This is a genomic window from Pseudemcibacter aquimaris, from assembly GCF_028869115.1.
Classification (GTDB): Bacteria; Pseudomonadota; Alphaproteobacteria; order Sphingomonadales; family Emcibacteraceae; genus Pseudemcibacter; species Pseudemcibacter aquimaris.
This window is the reverse complement of sequence record NZ_CP079800.1, coordinates 2,192,082-2,215,021: the sequence shown is the minus strand read 5'-3', so window position 1 is coordinate 2,215,021 and position 22,940 is coordinate 2,192,082. Positions and strand designations below refer to the sequence as shown.

Sequence of the window (22,940 nt, the reverse complement as noted above, 5' to 3'; positions counted from 1 at the left end):
AAACGCAGTACTAACAGTTTTTAATGGCGACTAACAAGGGTTAATTGGTAAAAAATGGATTATATTATCAGACCAGCAAAAAAAGAAGAGGCATATGAACTAGCCCAGCTTGTTAATCAGGCCGGGCAGGGACCGGGAACCCGCGGGCTTGATTTTACATATTGGTCAATGGCTGCCAAAGACGGGCAGGACCCCTATGAAATCGGCCAAAAAACGGTTGAGGATGAAAATGATCCTTATTCCTATAATAATATGCGTGTGTTGGAAGTGGATAATGATATTGCCGCCCTTGCTATGTGTTTTGAGGCATGGACAAGAACAGCTGAAGAGATGGCAAAAATTCCAACTGAATTTCAGGTGTTTAAGCATTTAACCAATGAAATTCCGGGTGAGTTTTACTTGGATAGTATTGCGGCAAAACCGGAATATCGTGGTAAAGGATATGGCCAGATCATGCTTCAGGATTGTATCGATCAAGCAAAGAGTAAAAATTATAATGCCGTTTATTTGATTGCGTTTGATAAAAATGCGCCGGGTGTGGGGCTTTATGAAAAGAATGGTTTTTATCCTGTTCGTGACCTTCCCAATACGGATCATCCAGATATGCCCTATCAGGGCGGTAAAATCGTTCTCTATAAAAAAGATTTATAATCCAACAAAAAAGCCCCACTGAAATCAGCGGGGCTTTCTTTATAAATTTTTATTTTATTTAAGCAATCGGACCTGCTGAGATGATAGCATCATCAACATGCTCTTCGAACTCAACAAAGTTTTCTTTGAATAGTCCAACAAGGTGAGCTGCTTGCTTGTCATAAGCTTCTGTGTCTTCCCATGTGCCGCGTGGGTCAAGGACCGCATCATCAACGCCTGGGCAGCTAAGTGGAACGTCAAAACCGAAGTTTGGATCTTGACGGAATTCAACATCGTTTAATGTACCGTCAAGCGCACCATGAAGAAGCGCACGTGTGTATTTAATCGGCATACGGTGACCAACACCATAAACACCGCCGGTCCAGCCTGTGTTCACAAGCCAGCATTTAACATCGCCCTTGGCAATTTTTTCACGAAGAAGATTACCGTATACGGATGGGTGACGTGGCATAAATGGTGCGCCGAAACATGTTGAGAATGTTGCTTGTGGTTCTTTACCAAGACCTTTTTCTGTACCGGCGACTTTCGCAGTATAACCACTTAGGAAGTGATACATTGCTTGTTCTGCAGTAAGGCGTGCCATTGGTGGCATAACACCAAATGCATCAGCCGTAAGCATGATAACATTTTTCGGGTATGCACCCGGGGCGCCGTCTGTTGTATTTGGAATTGATGTAATTGGGTAAGCAGCACGTGTGTTTTCCGCTTTTGAATTGTCATCAAGATCAATTTCGCGTGTGTCATCATCAATCACAACATTTTCAAGAACAGTACCGAACATGCTTGTTGTCGCATAAATTTCTGGCTCAGCTTCTTGTGAAAGACGAATTACTTTCGCGTAACATCCACCTTCGAAGTTAAAGATTGTGTTATCTGACCAACCGTGCTCGTCATCACCAATAAGTTGGCGTTCCGGATCAGCAGAAAGTGTTGTTTTACCAGTTCCAGAAAGACCGAAGAATACAGCAGAATCGCCATCTTTGCCGATGTTCGCCGAACAATGCATCGGCATGATGCCTTTTTCAGGAAGCAGGTAGTTAAGAATGGAGAATACTGATTTCTTCATTTCACCAGCATAAGATGTGCCAGCGATAAGAACAGTGCGTTTCGCAATGTTAATTGTGATCAGTGTTTCTGAATTAATGCCAAGTTCTTCCGGATCCATTTTAAGTTCCGGTGCATGCAGGATTGTGAAATCCGGTGCAAATCCCTCAAGATCAGCCGCATCGGGGCGTACAAGAAGATTACGAATAAATAGGCTGTGCCATGGTGATGGTGAAATTGCACGAACGCTGATGCGGTGCGCTGGGTCTGTGCCGCCATATAGGTCCTGAACATAAAGATTACGTTCATTTAGGTAAGCAAGGATTTGCTTGTGCGCGATGTCGAATTTTTCTTCGCTGATTGGCTTGTTAACCTTGCCCCACCAGATGTTATCGCGTGATGATGGCTCATCAACCATGAATTTGTCATTGGCACTACGGCCAGTGTGTTGTCCTGTTTCCACAACAAGGGCACCGCCCTTTGACATTTGGCCTAGGCCTTGTTTGATTGTGTGTTCGTAAAGAAGTTCTGTTCCAAAATTCCAATGAATGTCGTTATCAGAGTTAATATTTTGGTTTTCTACGCCGTTTTTGCTGACGTATTTCCCAACGTTATTCATACTTGTATCCCTTTTCATTGAATTACGTTCTCACGCGTAATTCTTCTGAGTTAATATTGGCTCTCATGGGGCAATATTAATAGAGATATTTTTGGTACAAGAAAAATGATTTTGAATTTTTTTTCAAACTGTTGATTTATAAGGGGAAAAATGTCACATTTATGACACTTTTTTAACGCATTTTTTTTCGAAGCGTAATTATTGCTCGAAATATAGGTTAAAAAGATTCGTTTCAGAAAGGGAAAATTGGCTAATGGCTTCTCTCATTACACTTGTTGATGATGATCAGAATATTCTAACGTCTGTAAAAATGGCACTTGAAAGTGAAGGTTTTGATGTAAGAACCTTTACCGATGGGGCTAGTGCACTTGAAGGAATTAATAATAATCCAGGTGATCTTGCGGTGCTGGATATTAAAATGCCACGCATGGATGGAATGGAACTCTTACGCCGCTTGCGTGAAAAGCATTCTTTACCGGTTATATTCCTGACATCAAAAGATGATGAAATTGATGAAATGCTTGGTCTTAAAATGGGGGCGGATGATTATATCAAAAAACCATTTTCACAAAGACTATTGATTGAGCGGATCAAAACGATCCTACGCCGCATGGAAGCCATTAAAAAGGTTGAAAGCGCGGACGAGGACGAAACAGGTGTCATCGTAAGAGGTAGATTGAAACTTGATCCGGTTAGACATGTCTGTGACTGGGATGGTGGTGATGTAAAGCTGACGGTGACAGAATTCCTTATTTTACAAGCGCTTGTCCAACATCCGGGTCATGTGAAAAGCCGTGACCAATTAATGGATGTGGCCTATAGCGATGATATATATGTTGATGACCGTACTATCGATAGCCATATAAAACGCCTAAGAAAGAAATTCCGTAAAGTGGATAATAAGTTCGATGGTATCGAAACACTTTATGGTGTTGGATACAGGTATAGTGAAAGTTAATAACAAGCATATCATCAGAAAACGACGACTAATTTCGCCGCTTACCATTCGTATTTTGGCGGTGAATTTGTTTGCGCTCGTTTTTCTTGGGGGTGGTGTGCTTTATGTTGATCAGGTTCAAAAGACACTGATTGAATCGCGAATAGAAGAGCTGGTGAAAGATGCCAACATTATGGCGGGGGCGCTTGGTGAATCGGCAACTGGCGGTCCGGAATCAACAGAACTATTAATTGAACCTGCTGAAAATATCCTGACCCGTTTGGTAAGCGTGACAAATGTCCGTACTCGTTTTTTCGGTGTTAACCGTGAATTGCAGATCGATAGCCGTGACCTTGATATCAATCAAGTGGTTGTCGAAAACACAATGCCACGAAAACTCGGGATTGAGGATTTCTGGGAAATCATTAACCGTGAAGTGGGTCAATTACTGGATATCATTCAAAAGCGCGATGCACTTGAAGAATATCGCGAGGTAGAAGATGAAAAAGCAGATCATTACCCCGAAGTGATCGAAGCCCTTGCCGGTGAAGAAAGCAGCATGATCAGACGTCTTAACGGCGAACGTGATGTTATCACGGTTGCGGTGCCTGTTCAGCGTTTTCGTCGTGTGTTGGGCGCGCTCATGCTATCTGCGGATACTGGTGAAATTTATAACGCGGTGCAGGAGGTTAGACTTACCATCATTCAATTTTTCTGTGCATCCCTGTTAATCACGTTGCTCGTGTCATTATTTCTTGCAAAAACAATCGTTAGACCCGTATTACGCCTCGCCAGATCGGCGGACCAGATCAGCCTTGGCCGTAAATCAGACATTCCCGATCTATCGTCACGTAATGATGAAATTGGTGATCTTTCTCGCTCTCTTAAAGATATGACGGAAATTTTGGCGCGCCAAATTGATGCAGTGGCTAGTTTTGCGGCCGATGTTGCGCATGAGTTAAAAAACCCGCTTACGAGTATGCGTAGTGCCATCGAAACAATGGAATATGCCAAAACGGAAGAAGATCAGAAAAAATTAAGAACGATCATTGGTGAGGATGTCAAAAGGTTGGACCGTTTAATATCCGATATTTCCGATGTTTCCAGGCTTGATGCCGAAATGTCCAATGCGAAATTGGCGCAGGTAAATTTAAATGCGTTATTGGAAACCCTTGTTGATATTTATCTGACAACACAACAAGACGTGTTGCCGGAAATCCATCTGGATATTAAAAAACGCCGCTTTAAGGATAAAGACGGTAAACCAGCACCATATTTGGTTCGTGGTCTTGAGGGACAGCTTGGGCAGGTGGTTCGAAACCTGCTTGATAATGCGATATCATTTTCCAAAAAACATGGGAATATCTGGATCAAATTATCCCGAAAAAACAATATGGTTGAAATCACAGTCGAGGACGAAGGCGTCGGCATCCCACCAACCAAGTTAGAAAGCATTTTTGATCGCTTTTATTCAGAAAGACCAAAGGGCGAGGCGTTTGGAAAACATTCAGGTTTGGGGCTTAATATTTGTAAGCAGGTGGTCGAGGCGCATGGCGGAAGTATTTATGCTGAAAACAGATATGATAAAGAGAAGAATATTATCGGCGCCCGATTTGTGGTACTCTTACCGCTTTCCGATGATTAGGGGGTAATTTATGGCTCTGCTTCATGCGACATGTGTATGTTTTCAGAATAAAGGTATTCTGATTATGGGTGATTCCGGCAGTGGCAAATCCGACCTTGCATTACGTATTATTGATGCTGGTGGCATATTGGTGTCTGACGATTATGTGGAAGTTGATGAAGTTGACGGCAATATCGTTGCGACAACAGCGCCAAATATCGAAGGAATGATAGAGGTTCGCGGCGTAGGGTTAATCAATGTTGATTATCAAAAACGCACCGATATTGATTTGGTTATTAACCTTGTGCCCCTGAAAGAAATTGACAGATTGCCAGAAGAAAAATTCTATTCACATAATAATGCAACAATTCCAATGTATGACTTTTACGGGTTCGAGGTATCGGCCTTTGCCAAATTAAAAGTCATTTTAAACGGGTTGGACCTAAATGAGTGAGAATAAAGATAAATTAACTGTTCTATTAATCACCGGATTGTCGGGGGCCGGTAAATCAACTGCACTTTCGGTATTAGAAGATCTTGATTACGAAGCGATCGATAATTTGCCGGTTAACCTGTTGCCGGGACTTATTGAACTTGCCGAAAAAAATGATCCAGTGCATAAGAAAACAGCACTAGCCGTTTGTATTGACGCCAGAACTAGGAATTTTCAACAGGAAAATATCATTTCCACGCTTAGGGATATTAAAAACAGTGGTTCTGTAAATTTAAACTTTCTGTATTTTGATTGTAGCGATGAAAAGCTGGTTTCCAGGTTTACAGAAACAAGAAGACGTCACCCGCTCGCCAAAGACCGCCCTGTGATCGATGGAATTGTTCGGGAAAGGCAACTGCTTGAAATTATTAAGGCGGAAAGCGATTATCTTTTTGATACCACGGAATTAAATATTCATGATTTAAAACGGCTGCTTTCCGGGCAGTTTAAAAGAAAAACAAGCGAAGGATTAAACATAACCGTTTATTCATTCGGTTATCCGAAAGGATTGCCGCGCGATGCTGACCTTGTTTTGGATATGCGATTTTTGAAAAATCCGCATTATGATGAAAATTTACGCCGAAAGACGGGAATGGACGGTGATGTTGGCGAATATATTATGAGCGACCCTGTTTTTGAAAATTCATGGGATAAGGTATCATCAATGATCTTGACGTTGTTGCCGGAATATAAACGAGAGGGAAAATCGTATTTGACCATTGCATTTGGCTGCACTGGCGGTAAGCATCGTTCCGTATTTATGGCGGAAAGGATGGCTAAGTTATTAACCGATATGGGGAATAATGTTAGTCTGATGCACCGCGAATTATCCTGATTAAAAAAGCGTATCATTCCATCAAGTTTGCAATTGTCCTGATAAAAAAGTCATACTATACTCGTTTCAATATTTTTAAAAATTACGAGAAGGGGTAATTTATGATTGGTATGGTCGTTGTCACTCACGGCAGGCTGGCAGAAGAGTTTATCGCAGCCATGGAACATGTTGTGGGACCACAGTCCGCGTTACAAGCAATTTCAATCGGACCAGATGATGATATGGAACAGCGCAGACAGGATATCCTTGATGCGGTTTCTTTTGTTGACGAAGGAAACGGCGTTATTTTGTTAACGGATATGTTTGGTGGAACACCTTCTAACCTTGCCATTTCTATTATGGATAGCACCAATGTTGAGGTCATCGCCGGTATCAATTTGCCGATGCTCATTAAGCTTGCCAGTGTCCGTCAAAGCGGCACCATGGAAGAGGCCGTATCAGCAGCACAAGAATCCGGCCGTAAATATATCAATATTGCATCACACGTTCTTTCCGGTGAAAATTAATGACATCTACTATTATCGATGACTTGCTTACGGCAACCATTTCCAATAAGCGCGGCTTGCATGCGCGTGCATCCGCAAAATTTGTCAGTGTTGCTGGTGATTTTGATGCCAAACTGACCGTTTCAAAGGACGGCACATCGGTTTGTGCTACATCGATTATGGGGTTGATGATGTTAGCGGCGGCGATCGGTGATCAAATTACAGTAAAGGGCGAAGGGCCGGATAAAGATAGGGCCCTTATTGCGATTGAAGAACTTATCAATGATAAGTTTGGGGAAGAGTGTTAAAGAGTGGTTGAGGGATATACCCAACCGATTTTATTCATTTATTAATTCAGAAAATTTAAAGATCAAGAGCATTTGTTATGTCTAATGAAAATTCAGTAATCAGTAAACGTGAACTACTTAAAACCATCGGTATTCTTGGTGGATCAGCGGCGATGTATACCGCAATGCAGGGCTTGAACAAGGTTCATGCATCACTTCTAACAGAACCGCCGAAAATGTCGACTGAGGGTAACGGCAAAAAGATCGTCATACTGGGCGGTGGTATTTCCGGTATGGTCACGGCCATTGAAATGCTGAAAAAAGGATATGAATGCGAAATCATCGAAGCAACAAGCAGGGCTGGTGGTCGCTGTCAATCGGGCCGTAAAGGCACAGTCGTGCAGGATCAAGGTGGCGAAACACAAGTGTGTAATTTTGCTGATGATCAATATTTAAACTATGGCCCATGGCGTATTCCGGTTGAGCATTATTCAACCCTTTATTATTGCCGTACACTCGGTGTTGCACTTGAACCGATGATTAATAAATCAAGTAAGGCATATTTATATTCTGAAAATTCCGGCGGTCCGTTTCAAGGCAGACCGATACGCCAACATGAAGTGGAAATAGACCGTCAGGGCAGCGTAATGGAACTGCTTGCTAAATGTGCACATGACGGAAGCCTTGATGATAAGGTGGATCAGGAAACCATCGAAATGTTGGTTGATTATATGCGTAATACGGGCCTGCTTAGCCGCAAGGAAATGGAATATCGTGGCAACCGCGCACGTGGATATTCCAATTACCCAGGTGTGGGAATGGATTTAGGTGAATTGTCCGATCCATATGATTTAAAAGAACTTTTACAGTTTAAGATGGGCCGTAAATATGAAACATCAGACCATCCGGCTGTGATGTTCCAGGCCGTTGGTGGCATGGATCAAGTTGCTAAGGGCATGTTTGATGCGCTTCCGAAAAATATTTTCAAATTTAATTCTGAAATTATCGACATCAATCAAAGTTCTGATGAAGTTGTCATTACCTATAAAAATACAGAGAGCGGCGCGGTTTCTACAACCCGTGGTGATTATTGTGTATGTGCATTACCGTTCCCTGTTTTAACAAGCATTAAAAATAATTTTAGACCAGAATTGATGGAGGCCTTAAAAGCACCATCAGGTGTTCCTGCCATCAAGTTCGGTGTTCAAATGGACAGACGATTCTGGGAACAGGACGAAATGATTTTTGGCGGCACGTCGGTAACCGATATTCCGGGACAGGGTGTCTTAAGTTATCCTTCATCTGACCTTCATAGTGATAAGGGTGGTGTGCTATTATGTGCGTATAGTTGGGGATCGCAGGCCGCGAAATTAAGTAACCTATCCGTTGAAGAAAGGGTTGAATTTGCTCTTTCCGTTGGTGAAAAACTGCATCCGGGTAAATTTAGAAAACATTATAACGGTAATGCGATCACCATGGCATGGCATAAACAGAAATACAGCCTTGGTGGTTGGGCGTCATGGACCGCGAGAAAACGCAGAAAATATATGAATACCGTGCTTAAGGGCGAAGAACGCATTCTGTTTTCAAGTGATACACTTTATTCCGAATATCCAGGTTGGATGGGCGGTGCCATCGAAGCGGCGTGGTTAACCATGAAAGAACTAGATAAACGCGCGGCACAAGGGTGACGCGCGGCGTATAATATTTAATGAGAAGGGCTACTTTACTATTAAACGTGGCTTCATAAAATATTAAACTTTCTTCAATATATATAAATATAAAGATTTCTTTATGCTTGATAAAACTTGTGATCAGGCGTATAGACTGATGCATATTTCTATTTTTCTATGACCGGATAAAAGGACCTTATTCCTATGACTGAATTTACTGATTATAAAGTTGCTGATTTTTCACTTGCTGATTGGGGGCGTCGTGAAATTAATATCGCTGAAACTGAAATGCCGGGCCTTATGGCGCTGCGCGAAGAGTTCGGTGAAAGCAAGCCACTTAAAGGCGCGCGTATTGCGGGCTGTCTTCATATGACCATTCAAACGGCGGTGTTAATGGAAACATTGACTGAACTTGGTGCTGAGGTGCGTTGGTCATCATGTAATATTTTCTCAACACAAGACCATGCGGCGGCGGCAATGGCAGCAGCAGAAATTCCGGTATTCGCATGGAAAGGAATGAACGAGGAAGAATTTAACTGGTGTATTCGTGAAACAATCATTGGTCCTGATGGCTGGCGTCCGAATGTGATCCTTGATGACGGTGGTGATCTGACAGCAATGATGTATGACGATTTCCCGGAATTAATGGATGATATCCGTGGTATTTCAGAAGAAACAACAACAGGTGTTCTTCGTCTTTATCAAATGGAAAAAGAAGGTCGTTTGACGGTTCCTGCGATTAACGTCAATGATAGTGTGACAAAATCAAAATTCGATAACCTTTATGGCTGCCGCGAAAGTCTTGTGGACGGTATCAAGCGTGCAACAGATGTAATGCTTGCGGGTAAAGTTGCAGTTGTTGCCGGTTACGGTGATGTGGGTAAAGGTTCTGCTGCATCCCTTCGTGGTCAAGGTGCACGTGTGCTGGTTACTGAAATTGATCCGATCTGCGCACTTCAAGCTGCGATGGAAGGGTATGAGGTCGTCACTATGGAAGATGCCGCCCCGCGTGGTGATCTGTTTGTGACGACAACAGGTAATTTCGATGTGATTACCATTGACCATATGCGTGAAATGAAGGATCGCGCCATTGTGTGTAACATTGGCCATTTTGATAGTGAAATTCAAATCGCGGCACTTGAAAATTACAAGTGGGAAGAAGTTAAGCCACAAGTGGATGAGGTGATTTTCCCTGATGGTAAGCGTCTGATTGTTCTTGCGAAAGGCCGTCTTGTGAACCTTGGTTGTGCGACAGGTCACCCAAGCTTTGTGATGAGCGCATCATTCACAAACCAAGTACTTGCACAGATGGAACTATTCAATAACGGTGAAGAATACGAAAACAAAGTATATGTACTTCCGAAACACCTTGATGAAAAAGTTGCGTCGCTTCACCTTGATAAGCTGGGTGTACAGTTAACTAAATTGAATGAAGAACAGGCAAAATATATTGATGTGCCTGTTGAAGGTCCGTTTAAACCGGAACATTACCGTTACTAAGACGGAACACAATTAAATTATAGGCCCGTTCATGGTTAATTTGCCGTGAACGGGCTTTTCTTTTATGGATAAAGTGGTTATCTTAAGTGGTTGATAAATATTCCAAAAGGGGATGGTGAAATCACTGTTAAGGCTATAAGAACAGCTTTGCATGCGGGGCTTGTCGGATATCTATTGTCCGGAGCGTCATCGTATGCGCAAAATACTGATGCGGAACTCAGCTTAAATGCAATCGGTAGTGATTTTTGGCTGGCGCTTGCGATGTTCTTTGTGATTACCATTTCACTTGTGTTTTGGTTGCTTGTCAATCGCCATAAAGACCAAAAAAGACTTGATGAAGCCATAAAGCATGAAACGTTTTTACGCCATATTGTGATGGACAAAAATCAAAGCTTTTATCTTTGGAATGATCAAAAAGAATTAACATTAAAATCGCCGATTAATATCCGGTTTGAAGACGACAGCAGCCCGGACGGACTGGATGATTTAAAAAGCAGGTTTTCTAAGTCAGATTTGGATTTATTTGAAAGCAATTTAAATAAGCTTCTTAAAATTGGTAGTGATTTCACGCAAACCATCGATCTAAAACAGTTTAATATGCATTTGTTGATAACCGGCAATGCACTTGATATTGATGAGTTTGGCAAGAAGTTTTATGTGGTTTGGTTTAAAGACAACACCATCGCTGAAAAAATCCAGCGTTATCAAATGCTTGAAAATAATGATACATCCGATCGCGTTAAAATGCTTGAAAATGCGCTTAACGTCGCGAATTTTCCGGTCTGGATCCGAGGTGAGGATTTAAAATTAAAATGGGTCAATAAAGCGTATCTTGATGCAGTTGGCGGGATTACTTTTAAAAATGTAATTGAGAAAAACCTGGAACTTTCCACCAATACATTAGGCGTCAGTTTAAAAAGCATGGCCGAAGGGGTGAGCCTGAGCGGCGAGCAAAAATCAGAAAGTCATTATATCGTGATTGGCGGCGAACGCCGTTCGATGGATTTTCATAATATCCCTTATGCGGTTGAAGATCACAGCGAAGCAATCCTTGGATACGCGCAAGATATTACCGAGCTTGAAGAAGCAAGAGGAAGCCTTGCGGATCATACGGAATCTTATGCGGAAACGCTGGATAAATTTTCAACGGCGGTGGCGATTTTTGACCGGGACATGCGTCTTGAATATTACAATAAAGCTTACATTAGGCTATGGGGATTGCCGGAAAGTTTGCTATTCAGTCATCCTGATTATGGTGAGATTTTAGAAGCACTACGCGAAGCCAGAAAATTACCGGAACAGGCAAACTTCCCAGCGTGGAAGAAAAAACAACTTGAAGATTACACGCAGGTAATCGACCCTGTTGAAAAAATGATGCATTTGCCGGACGGTAAAACATTACGTGTTGTGATGCAGCATCACCCTATGGGCGGTATGTTGATTTTTTATGAGGATGTCACCGATTATTTCGCCCTTGAAAGTTCATATAACACTTTGATCGCTGTGCAGCGTGAAACGCTTGATAACCTTCATGAAGGGATCGCCGTGTTTGGTTTTGACGGCAGGCTTAAGCTGTTCAATGATGGTTTTATCAATATCTGGGATGTGTCGAATGATTTCTTAAATACCGATCCACATGCTTATGAAGTGATGGACAGATGCGGAAGGCTTTTTGATAGTTTTGAAGAAATCGAACAGTTTAAAACCATGATCGTGGGTGGCGAAGTTAAGAAAGAAGCAAACTCGGGCCAGATCAAACTGAATAATGACAAGGTGATTAATTATTCAATGGTGCCGCTTCCTGATGGGGCGGTGCTTCTGATTTTCATTGATGTGACCGATAGTTTCCGCGTTGAATATTCCCTTCGTAAACATAATGAGGCACTCGAAGAAGCGCAGAACATTAAGACGGATTTCCTCGCGCATATGTCATATGAACTTCGCAACCCGCTTAATAGTGTTCTTGGGTTTGCAGAACTTCTGGAAAAAGAATATCAAGGCCCGCTTAATGATCAACAACATCAATATATGAAAAATATATTGAGCGCGTCTGATCACCTGCTTGATTTGATCAATGACATTCTTGATATTTCAGTGATTGAAGCAGGCGGGCTGTCCATTGATACTTCTGACTTTGATTTAAGCGAACTGATCGACGGTGTGGTAAATAAACTTGATGAACGCATTAAGCAGAAGTCAATTAATCTGACGGTTGAATATGATCCAGATTTAAAGACGGTAACAGCAGACCCGCGCCGTATTCAACATTCAATTTCCAACTTGTTAAGCAATGCGGTCAAATTTACGCCGGATTCCGGTAGTATTGATATTAAAACATGGCAGGACAGTCAGAATTATTTCATTACTATTCGTGATGATGGTATCGGAATTGAACCGGATGATATTCAGAATATTTTTGAAAAATTTTACACTGGATCCAATACACCAAAAGGAAAAGGGACCGGACTTGGTCTGTCGCTAGTGAAAATATTTGTTGAAAAGCATGGTGGGGAAGTGATTGTGGAATCTGATCTTGGTTTTGGAACGGAAATGACGTGTAAACTTCCGAAAGAATTACCGGATCTGGAAGAAATCCCTGATCAGGATGTTAAAGCCGATCATGTGCAGATACCTCTATGATAATAAGTGAATTTTACCTTTCCGATATAAATGACAGCAAGAAACTAGCCGCAAAGCTGGCAGGTATACTTGAAACTGGTGATATTGTGACCTTTGAAGGAACACTTGGTGCGGGTAAAACAGAATTCTGCCGTGCGCTTATTCATGCATCCGGTTTTAACGAAGATGTGCCAAGTCCTACATTTAGTTTACTTCAAACTTATGAACCGTCGATCGATGATCTTGATGGTTCAGCGATTTGGCATTTTGATTTATACCGACTTGAAAACCCGGAAGATGTGTTTGAATTGGGGATTGAGGATGGTTTTGATACTGCTATTACATTAATTGAATGGCCGGATAAAATGGGAACATATTTACCCGAAGAACATTTGAAAATATCAATTTCCCTAACGGATGAAATGGGTGCAAGAAATATAAAGTTTGAAGGCAACGAATATTGGAAGTTGCGATTAAAGGATTTATCACTTTAAATGACAAGAAAAGAAGAAATACTGGATTTCCTAGTAACAGCGGGTTGGGAAGGTGCAGAAATAACATCACTTGCCGGGGATGCATCATTCAGGCGTTATGATCGCATTAAAATGGACGATAAACATGCCGTTTTAATGGACGCTCCACCGGAATTTGAAGACACGCGCCCCTTTGTCGCGATTGCAGAATATCTAGTGTCCCAAGGATTAAGAGCGCCCGTTATTTTTGCCAAGGATGTTGAGCGCGGCTTTTTATTGCTTGAGGATCTGGGGGATAATCTATTTAAACGAGTTCTTGATGGTGAACCGGAAAAGGAAGCATTGCTTTACAGGCATGCTGTGGATGAACTTGTTAAATTAAATCATGCTCCACTCTATCAGGATGTGTCGCACTATGATCAGGCATTATATTTGACGGAACTGGCACTCTTTACAGATTGGTATTACCCAGCGTTAACAGGAAATAGATTGCCCGAAAGCAAAAGAGCAGGATTTCTAAATCTATGGAAAGATGTACTCGGCAATCTGGATCATTCAAATGAATGTCTTGTGCTGCGTGATTATCATGCGGAAAACTTGCTTGATCTTGATAATGGTGATGTGGGGCAGCTTGATTTTCAGGATGCGGTTATTGGCCATAGTGCTTATGATCTTGTGTCATTATTGCAGGATGCAAGACGCGATGTTGATCCGGCTACTGAACAAGAAATGATTGAATATTTCGCTGATGCCTTAAATCGTGACCTTGATGATTTTAAGCGTGATTATGCGATCTTGGGGGCGCAACGAAACTTAAAAATCATTGGTATTTTTGCAAGGCTTACCTTACGTGATGGTAAGGATCATTATTTATCGCTTGAACCGCGGGTTTGGGGATTACTTGAAAGGTGCCTTGAGCATCCGATATTATCGAAAATCAAAAACTGGCTTGATCAGGAAACACCGGATAAAAGGCATGAGCCACTTGCCCCCATTCCATTAATGCCAAATAAGGCGATGATACTAGCAGCGGGACTTGGGACACGAATGCGACCGTTGACGGATCATATGCCAAAAGTCCTTATTCAGGTGGCGGGTAAGGAAATGCTCGGTAGCACGCTTGATGCACTTGCAAATGCAGGGATTAAAAAAGCGGTTATCAATAAACATCATCATGCGGGTCAAATTGATGAATTTATTGAGAATAGAAAAGATTGGCGCCCAGTTGTATCATTTTCCGATGAAACTGATGAGTTGCTGGATAGTGGCGGTGGCGTTAAAAAGGCGCTATCTGACCTTGGAAATGAACCTTTTTACATATTTAACAGTGACATGATTTGGCAAAGCGATGGACAGGACGCATTGATGCGACTGGCGACCCGATGGACGGATGAAATGGATATGTTGATGTTACTGATCCGCAGGGGTGAGGCGCATGGCCATGACGGGCCAGGTGATTTTCACATGGATGAAAATGGCAAGTTAGATTGGCGCGGTGATGATGATTATTCGGATTTTCTTTATGGCGGTATTATGATCATCAGACCGGAATGTTTCACTGATAGTCCCGATGGGCCATTTAGCTTACGTCTGTTGTTCGATAGGGCGGTGAAGGCAGGAAAACTTTATGGTATGGTTCATGAAGGGAACTGGTATCATGTGGGGACAACGGATGCCATTGCCAAAACAGAAAAGCTTTTAAAGGGGGATTAATCATATATGCCAAGACGGCTTCAGAAAAATCCTGAAATATATAACATTCGTGCATCGCTCTCGTTTGTGGATGTGCTTGCAAATGGGATTTATGAACGTTTTGGCGATAATCCGATCACCTTAAGCGAAGTATTGATATTATTGCCGAACCGTCGCGCGGTCAGGTCATTACGCGACGCTTTTTTAAGATTAAATGATGGCAAGCCAACAATCCTTCCCAATATGCAGCCAATTGGCGATGTGGATGAAGACGGGCTTATTATGGCTGGCGGCACGTTATATGACGACCTTGATTTAAAACCTGCTGTACCCGCATCCATCCGCCAGATGATTTTGATGAATATCATTCATGATTGGCATAAGGCAGAAAAGAAAGATATTCCGGAAAACGCGACCTGTGCTGTTTTGGCGGAGGCGTTAGGATCACTGCTTGATCAGGTTCAAACAGAAGAAATTGATTTCGCCAGTATGGAAGATATTGTTCCTGACGAATATGCCATCCACTGGCAACAGACGCTGGAATTTTTAAAAATTGTCACGGAAATGTGGCCGGATATCTTGGCTACAACGGGATATATGGATGCGGCGGACAGGCGTAACCGGTTATTACGTGGGCTTGCCGAAAAATGGATTAATAATCCGCCGCAGTTTCCGATTATTGCTGCGGGTTCAACGGGATCTATCAAATCGACGGCGCATTTGCTTTCGGTGATTTCCCGTCTTCCGAATGGTATGGTGGTGCTTCCGGGGGTCGATCAGAACATGGATGATGATACATGGGAAAAAATCGAAGAAACCCATCCACAATCCACCATGAAACACTTACTTGATGAAATCGGCGTTGACCGTGTTGAAATTAACAATTGGGATGGCAGTGATCCATCAATAGATCATCAAAAAACAACATTTTTCAGGGAAATTATGCGCCCCGCAGAAACAACCCATCTATGGCGCGATCTGGAAGCACAAAAACATGATGATATCACCCAAATTGTGACACCGGGCAGTCGGGAAGAGGCAGGTGTCATTGCCCTTATGATGCGTGAGCAATTAGAAATACCGGGAAAAACGGCTGCGCTTGTAACCCCGGACAGGATGCTTGCAAGGCAGGTAGCAGGGGAATTGAACCGTTGGGGCGTCGAAATTGATGATAGTGCCGGTACACCGCTTTTTAATAAGGCAGTGGGTGTGTATTTACGACTTTCGGCCGAAATGATCGCTGAAAACTTTAGCCCCGTTTCACTTATGAGCATGCTAAAGCACCCGTTAACTGCGGGAGGGCATAATATTGCTGACTTCCGGGCGAATGTCAGGCTTTTTGAAAGAAAATACCTGCGCGGCCCAAGACCGCCAGCGGGGCTCTACGGCATTGAAAAAGTCATGGATCATGAAAGCGGATCGGATGATGCATTATATGATTGGTGGCAAGGGTTAAAGGATATCATTGAGCCTTTTGATGCCATGCTTGCCGATCCGAATGTGACATTTGCGGATATGTTGATCGCCCATATTGAAATGGCAGAAAAGCTGGCGGCAACAGATGAGGTATCTGGTGAAAATCGCATTTGGAAAGGCGATGATGGTGAGGCAGCCGCAAAATTAATCGAGGATTTACAGCAAGCAGCACCTTATATGAGGTATTTCAAGGCCGACCAATATGCGGCACTGTTTGATCAATTTATGAAATCGGTTACCGTACGTTCCAAATACGGGCAACATCCCCGTCTTAATATTTGGGGGCCACTTGAGGCAAGGTTACAGCATGCGGATTTGATGATCCTGTCCGGTCTTAACGAAGGGGTATGGCCACCGGAAGCAGGCGATGACCCGTGGATGAGCCGCCCGATGCGTCGTGATTTCGGTCTTCCGGGATTGGAACAGAAAATTGGCTTAAGCGCCCATGATTTTGTGCAAACAGCATCAGCAGGTAATGTGGTAATCACCCGTGCAGAAAAACAGGACGGCACCCCGACTGTGAAATCCAGATGGTTAAACAGACTGCATGCAATCATTGGTGATCACCATCATGAGGCGGAAAGCGCAAAATGGCTTGGTTGGTATAAAGATATTGATGCACCGGATAAGGAAATTAAAATTGATCCACCCGCGCCAAAACCGCCCGTGGATAAAAGACCGCGGAACTTATCGGTTACACGCATTCAACAATGGATGCAGGACCCTTATAGCATTTACGCCAGTAAAATATTGAACCTTAAAAAATTGGATGAATTGGATCAGGACCCGGGTGCCATTGATAAGGGGGTCATGATCCATGATATTCTTGATGAATTTATGTCGCGTCATAAAGATTATCTGCCGGATGATGCGGAAGAAATATTGATCGATATCGGTCATAAATATTTCAAGGAAAAAATCGATAAACCAACGGTGCGGACATTCTGGTGGCCAAGGTTTAAACAGATCGCGAAATGGTTCATTGAAACGGAACGGTTGCGCCGTGAAAATATCAAAACACTTGCCACAGAAACAAATGGTAGAATTGATTTAAAACCATTCGGTGGCATGTTTACCTTAACTGCCAAAGCCGACCGTATTGATTTAATGGCGGACGATACATTAAGCATCATTGATTATAAAACGGGTTCCCCACCCACGTTACGGTCATTAAAGGCAGGGTATACACCGCAACTGCCATTAGAAGGGGTGATCGCTGCACAAGGCGGGTTTGATTTAATTCCTGATTACCAGATAAGCGATCTTTCTTATTGGCAATTATCCGGCGGGGAAACGCCCGGCAAAATAAGTTCCTTTAACGCGTCACGAAAAGTCGACGTGATGGAAGAGGTGCAAAAATCATATGATGGTTTAATTAAGCTGGTTACCACATTTGATTTACCGGAAACGCCATATCTTTCCAACCCAAACCCAATGCAACGGGGATATGGTGAATTTGATCACCTTGCCCGCGCCAAAGAGTGGGGGGATGGTTAATGGTTAAACAAACAAGCGAACAATTACGCGCATCAAACCCGAAATCATCCGTATGGGTGGGGGCATCGGCGGGGACGGGTAAAACATTCGTTCTTTCAAATCGTGTACTTCGGTTAATGCTGTCGGGCAGTAATCCTAATAAGATTTTGTGCCTGACTTATACCAACACCGCGGCGGCGGAAATGGCGATCCGTGTCAATAAACGTCTTTCCGGTTGGATCACGATGGATGATGCGGCGCTTTTCGCGGAACTTGAAAATGTACTTGGGGAAAAGCCTAGCAGCGAACTGATGTTGCTTGCACGGAAATTATTCGCGAAAGTTTTGGATGTTCCGGGCGGTTTAAAAATTCAAACGATCCATTCATTTTGTCAGTCATTACTGGGCCGTTTCCCGATTGAGGCCGATATATCGCCCAATTTCGAACTTTTGGATGATATTACCATTCATGAACAATTACGGTTATCACAGGATGAGTTACTGATTGAAATTGCGGACGGTGAACGCGATGAATTAAGCAAAGCATTAGAACAAATTTCCGGAATGCTGGCGGAAGGAACATTTTCCGATTTGATGCGGAACCTGTCCAATGAACGCGGCGGGCTTGAAAAGTTATTTGAAAGAAACGCAAGGTCATTTTCTGAAATCGATAAGTCATTAAAAGAACTGATTGGTTTTGAAAAGGGTGACACACGAGAGAGCATTTTGGCGGCGGCCTGTGACATTGACGTAAGCGGATTAAAACAAGCCGCCGATGATTTGATGGCAGGGACAAAAACCGATAAAGGGCGCGGTGAAATAATATTGTCCTGGGTTAATAAACCTGATGATCGCGTCCGAAATTTCAATGATTATAAGCTTGCCTTTTTAACTGCGAAGGATGAAATCCGCGCGAAGCTTACCACCAAGAAAGTCATGGAAGATTTTCCGGACAGTGTGGACTGTTTATTTAAGGAAGCCGAGCGGGTGAAGTTCACGGTCGAACGTCTTCGCGCATATTCACTCTATGAAAATACGAGGAATATATTACGGATTGGTTTTGAGCTGATTGGTAAATATAACAGCCGTAAGAAAAGCCATAATGTGGTGGATTTTGATGACCTGATAGGCAAGGTAAGCCTGCTCGTGCATAAAATTGACGCAAGCTGGATACTTTATAAACTTGACGAAGGTATTGACCATATTCTGATTGATGAGGCGCAGGATACAAACCCAATTCAGTGGAATATCATTCGCAAGATTACACAGGAATTCTTTACCGGCGCCGGCAACCGTGAAGAAGAGGACCTATTCGAAAATCCACGTACCATTTTCGCGGTGGGGGATATCAAACAATCCATTTATTCTTTCCAGAAAGCAGAGCCGAAAAAGTTCGATGAAAACAAAAGATATTTTGTGAAACAGGCAAATGATGCGGGGTTAAAATTTGACGAGGTTCCAATGAACCTGTCGTTCCGTTCAACGTCAACCGTGCTTGGCGCTGTGGATCAGGTATTTGACGGCGAAGAAAAACGCTTTTCCGTATCATTCAGTCATAATGAAATAAAACATGATACCCACCGTGAAAATGAACCGGGGTTGATTGAGGTCTGGGAAACGGTAGAACCACCGGAAGAGGCGGAAGAAGAGGGCTGGTCACCACCCGTTATCCAAAAGCCATCAGAAGACCCAAAAAGAATTGTTGCAGAAAAAATCGCTAAACAGATCAAAAGCTGGATCGATGCCAAAGAAATACTGCCATCCAAAGGGCGACCGATCACCGCGGGTGATGTGCTCATTCTTGTGCAAAAGCGAAAAGAATTTGTTCATTACATGATCAGTGCCTTGAAAGAATTGGATGTAAATGTTGCCGGTCTGGATCAAATGGTATTGACAGAACAGCTTCCTGTGATGGATTTGATGGCGGTGGCGAATTTTACGCTTTTACCAAGTGATGATCTGACGCTCGCGGTGGTGTTAAAAAGCCCGTTTATTGGATTTAGTGAAGATGATCTTTTTGATCTTGCGAACCCACGTGGGAAACAAGAAAGTTTATGGCAGGCGTTATTAAAAAGGCGTAATGAGAGGGAAGTTTTTTCTGACGCGGCAAATTTTCTAACCGCACTGACGGATTATGCTGATTTTTATCCGCCGTTTGAATTTTTCAATTATCTTTTATCTGCTAAAGGAGGACGAGAGAAATTAATTGCTCGCCTTGGGGAACAGATTAATGACCCGGTTGATGAATTTTTAAACCAAGCCATGAAATATGAACAGAATAATATTTCATCTATGCAAGGGTTCATTAATTGGTTCACCAAAGGGGATATCAAAATTAAACGTGATATGGAGCAGGGCGGTGATATGGTCCGTATCATGACCGTACACGGGGCAAAAGGGCTTCAGGCACCAATTGTGTTCTTACCCGATACATGTCAGTCTGCTGGCTTAAGGGATAACCTTTTCTGGACAAAAGAGGGGCTATCAGAACAACTTTTATATGTTCGTAATGAAGAGACACGCGTTGGCCCGGCGAAGGTGGCCTATGAAGCACGAAAACGCGACATAGAAGATGAGAATAAACGTCTTTTATATGTGGCAATGACCCGCGCTGAGGATCAATTATATGTCACAGGATGGGAAGATAAAAAAGGGCGACAGGATGGCAATTGGTATGACCTGATCCGTGATGCTGTGTCCTCGATGGGTGGTTCTGAAAAATTAGACAGAAATGGCGAAAATATTCTTACCTTTAATCAAGGAACAAAGGTTGTTGTTCCAGCACCCGAAGAAAAGAAAGAAAGCATTGTTACTGAAGCGCTTCCCATATGGGCGAAACTGCCGCCTATGAGCGAGCCGACACCATCAAGACCGCTTTCCCCATCCAGACCAGAGACAGAAGAAGAGGAAATATCAAGAAGCCCGTTAAAGCTTGCCGAAGAAATGGCGAAAGACAAACGTAAATATCACCGTGGTCGTGTGATTCATAAATTGCTGGAAATATTGCCGGATGTGGAAATAGGGGAACGGGATGAGGCCACCTTTAAATATTTATCACAAAGCGCACTTGAATTATCACAAGATGACATAGGGCAAATTTCATCGGAAGTGATGGGCATATTGAATGATAATGAATTATTAGAAGTTTTTGGCCCGAATAGCCGCGCAGAAGTGCCCATTGTGGGGCAGGTTGGGAGTTATACGTTAAGTGGTCAGGTCGACAGGCTTGCGGTTACAGATGACGAAATATTGGTGATTGATTATAAAACCAATCGCCCTCCACCAAGTTCACCCGAAAAAATTCCATCTATTTATCAAAAACAGATGGCCGCATATCGCGCCGTTCTTACTGATATTTATCCGGATAAAAGGATCAGAAGTTTTCTTCTTTGGACCGATATCGGTTCATTGATGGAGATACCAGAAGAAATATTAAACAAAATCAATTTTTAACATGATGCCTCTTGACGGAATCAGGGGTAATTCTTAAGTTCACTACATATTGATTTTTTATTTAAGGACAAGAAATGAGCATTAAAGCAGTAACAGACGCAGATTTTGAAGCAGAAGTTTTAAATTCTGATAAACCGGTAATCGTTGATTTTTGGGCGGAATGGTGCGGCCCATGTAAACAGTTTGGCCCTGTTTTTGAAGAAGTTTCAGAAAACGTTGCTGAAGTTTCATTTGCCAAAGTGAACATCGATGAAAACCCTGAAGCACCTACTAAATATGGTGTGCGTGGTATTCCGACAATGCTTATGTTCAAAAACGGCGAAGTTGCAGCGATGAAAGTTGGCAATACAACGAAAAGCGATTTCGAAGCATGGGTTAACGAAAACAAATAATCGTTTTCATTATGTTTAAAAAATTAAGGGCGCCTTTTATAGGCGCCCTTTTTTATTGTCTAGGTGGTTCTCAATTTATCCCACAAATTCTTTTTCATAAACTTCGGCGAAATATTTCATGTCTTCCGGTTTTTGAATGCTGACACGCGCCCATGTTGTGAAAGGCGGGAACGGACGGCCAACGTCAATACCGTGCTTTAAGAAACGCTCTTTTGTTTCTTTGAAATCAAGGCCGGTTTCAAAGAATGTGAAGTTTGCGTTTGATTTGAAATGGCGAACATTGTGTTTATCAAATACTTTGTAAACCTCTTCTAGGCCTTCTTTATTTTTGCGAACGACAAAATCCATAAACTCTTTATCCTTGTAACTCGCAATGGCACCCATTACTGATGGGGTGGCGATTGTACCAGTTACACGGCGGCTGATCTTTCTAAGCAGTTCCGGTTTCGCAATAGCAAAACCTATACGTACGCCGGCAAAGCCGTGAATTTTTGATGCAGTACGTGAAACGATCACATTGTCCGTTGTTGCTGCAACCTCTGCCATTGAGCCATAGTTAGAATCCGTTACAAATTCATGATATGCTTCATCCACGAAGACGTAGCATTTCTGTGACATTTCAAGAACGAATTCACGCAATGCTTGTTTTTCAATAATGGTAGGAATTGGGTTATTTGGATTACATAGATAAATGATCTTTACATCATCTGTGTATGCCTTACGCATTGCGTCTAGGTCAATTGACATATCTTCGTTATGAACATCAACCCAGGTGATATCTGTATCAACCCAATCAGCATAACGTACAAGATCATGGAAGGTCGGATTTGCTGAAAGCACTCTACCACCTTCGATCTTAGTGATCAGGGCCATAACTTTTAGAATTTCTTTTGAACCACTAGCAAGTAGAACATTATTAGGATTAACGCCGTTCATATCCGCATATAGCTGTCTTAATTCATTTTGTCCTGAACGAGCATATAAATGTGATACGCCCCAAGATTCCGACATTGCATTTTTTGCTGAACGTGAAATACCAAATGGGTTTTCATTCGCGCTCATACGGATTGGGTTTTCTCTGGTTGGGGTGTATCCCTTTACGGTAACGCTTTGTGCTTGCGCAGTTGTTGCGTATACCAGACTGGCTGCTGCAAGTGATGATGTACCTTTTAACCAATCGCGTCTTGTTAATTCTCTCATATATTTTGTCCC

Annotated in this window: 17 protein-coding genes; 15 read left to right on the top strand and 2 right to left on the bottom strand. The window is 42.7% G+C overall.

Translation table 11 applies throughout. From position 1 onward, the window contains the following. Positions 1 to 54 precede the first annotated feature (54 nt). Positions 55 to 651, top strand: a complete 597-nt coding sequence (locus KW060_RS10415; protein ID WP_249034764.1) for a GNAT family N-acetyltransferase — start codon at positions 55 to 57, stop codon at positions 649 to 651. 58 nt (positions 652 to 709) lie between these two features. On the opposite strand, the gene KW060_RS10410 is transcribed toward KW060_RS10415, so the two are convergent. Next, complete coding sequence (locus tag KW060_RS10410; RefSeq protein WP_249034763.1) at positions 710 to 2,314, bottom strand: phosphoenolpyruvate carboxykinase; 1,605 nt, start codon at positions 2,312 to 2,314, stop codon at positions 710 to 712. A 253-nt stretch (positions 2,315 to 2,567) separates the two neighbouring features. On the opposite strand from KW060_RS10410, the gene KW060_RS10405 reads away from it, so the two are divergent. The 14 genes from KW060_RS10405 (at position 2,568) to trxA (ending at position 21,728) form a co-directional block, all read left to right on the top strand. Beyond that, positions 2,568 to 3,272, top strand: coding sequence for a response regulator transcription factor (locus KW060_RS10405; RefSeq protein ID WP_249034762.1), 705 nt, complete (start codon positions 2,568 to 2,570; stop codon positions 3,270 to 3,272). Next, a complete protein-coding gene (locus tag KW060_RS10400; protein WP_249034761.1) occupies positions 3,262 to 4,896 on the top strand; it encodes a stimulus-sensing domain-containing protein in 1,635 nt (544 codons plus the stop codon). Before KW060_RS10405 ends, KW060_RS10400 begins: the two co-directional genes overlap by 11 nt. A 10-nt stretch (positions 4,897 to 4,906) precedes the next feature. Beyond that, on the top strand, positions 4,907 to 5,329 hold the full coding sequence (locus tag KW060_RS10395) for an HPr kinase/phosphorylase (protein WP_249034760.1): 423 nt from the start codon (positions 4,907 to 4,909) through the stop codon (positions 5,327 to 5,329). Continuing rightward, entirely contained in the window at positions 5,322 to 6,203 is an 882-nt protein-coding gene (gene rapZ, locus KW060_RS10390) for an RNase adapter RapZ (RefSeq protein WP_249034759.1), read from the top strand. Before KW060_RS10395 ends, rapZ begins: the two co-directional genes overlap by 8 nt. Positions 6,204 to 6,304: 101 nt before the next feature. Then, positions 6,305 to 6,709, top strand: coding sequence for a PTS sugar transporter subunit IIA (locus KW060_RS10385; protein ID WP_249034758.1), 405 nt, complete (start codon positions 6,305 to 6,307; stop codon positions 6,707 to 6,709). Further along, complete coding sequence (locus KW060_RS10380; protein ID WP_249034757.1) at positions 6,709 to 6,996, top strand: HPr family phosphocarrier protein; 288 nt, start codon at positions 6,709 to 6,711, stop codon at positions 6,994 to 6,996. Before KW060_RS10385 ends, KW060_RS10380 begins: the two co-directional genes overlap by 1 nt. A gap of 77 nt (positions 6,997 to 7,073) precedes the next feature. Next, positions 7,074 to 8,666: a flavin monoamine oxidase family protein gene (locus tag KW060_RS10375; protein WP_249034756.1), complete on the top strand. Its 1,593-nt coding sequence runs from the start codon at positions 7,074 to 7,076 to the stop codon at positions 8,664 to 8,666. 186 nt (positions 8,667 to 8,852) lie between these two features. Next, complete coding sequence (gene ahcY, locus KW060_RS10370) at positions 8,853 to 10,148, top strand: adenosylhomocysteinase (RefSeq protein ID WP_249034755.1); 1,296 nt, start codon at positions 8,853 to 8,855, stop codon at positions 10,146 to 10,148. A gap of 90 nt (positions 10,149 to 10,238) precedes the next feature. Continuing rightward, entirely contained in the window at positions 10,239 to 12,788 is a 2,550-nt protein-coding gene (locus KW060_RS10365) for a sensor histidine kinase (RefSeq protein WP_249034753.1), read from the top strand. Beyond that, positions 12,785 to 13,261, top strand: coding sequence for a tRNA (adenosine(37)-N6)-threonylcarbamoyltransferase complex ATPase subunit type 1 TsaE (gene tsaE, locus KW060_RS10360; protein WP_249034752.1), 477 nt, complete (start codon positions 12,785 to 12,787; stop codon positions 13,259 to 13,261). The genes KW060_RS10365 and tsaE overlap by 4 nt, the downstream gene beginning before the upstream one ends. After that, complete coding sequence (locus KW060_RS10355) at positions 13,262 to 14,953, top strand: phosphotransferase (protein WP_249034751.1); 1,692 nt, start codon at positions 13,262 to 13,264, stop codon at positions 14,951 to 14,953. 6 nt (positions 14,954 to 14,959) lie between these two features. Then, positions 14,960 to 17,905, top strand: a complete 2,946-nt coding sequence (addB, locus tag KW060_RS10350; protein ID WP_249034750.1) for a double-strand break repair protein AddB — start codon at positions 14,960 to 14,962, stop codon at positions 17,903 to 17,905. Further along, positions 17,905 to 21,336 carry a double-strand break repair helicase AddA gene (addA, locus tag KW060_RS10345; RefSeq protein WP_249034749.1) on the top strand — a complete coding sequence of 1,144 codons (3,432 nt, stop codon included), beginning with the start codon at positions 17,905 to 17,907 and terminating at the stop codon, positions 21,334 to 21,336. The genes addB and addA overlap by 1 nt, the downstream gene beginning before the upstream one ends. A gap of 74 nt (positions 21,337 to 21,410) precedes the next feature. Further along, positions 21,411 to 21,728: a thioredoxin gene (gene trxA / locus KW060_RS10340; RefSeq protein ID WP_249034748.1), complete on the top strand. Its 318-nt coding sequence runs from the start codon at positions 21,411 to 21,413 to the stop codon at positions 21,726 to 21,728. A gap of 75 nt (positions 21,729 to 21,803) precedes the next feature. Here trxA and KW060_RS10335 read toward each other — a convergent pair whose 3' ends face one another. Further along, positions 21,804 to 22,928 carry a pyridoxal phosphate-dependent aminotransferase gene (locus KW060_RS10335; protein ID WP_249034747.1) on the bottom strand — a complete coding sequence of 375 codons (1,125 nt, stop codon included), beginning with the start codon at positions 22,926 to 22,928 and terminating at the stop codon, positions 21,804 to 21,806. Positions 22,929 to 22,940: the final 12 nt, after the last annotated feature.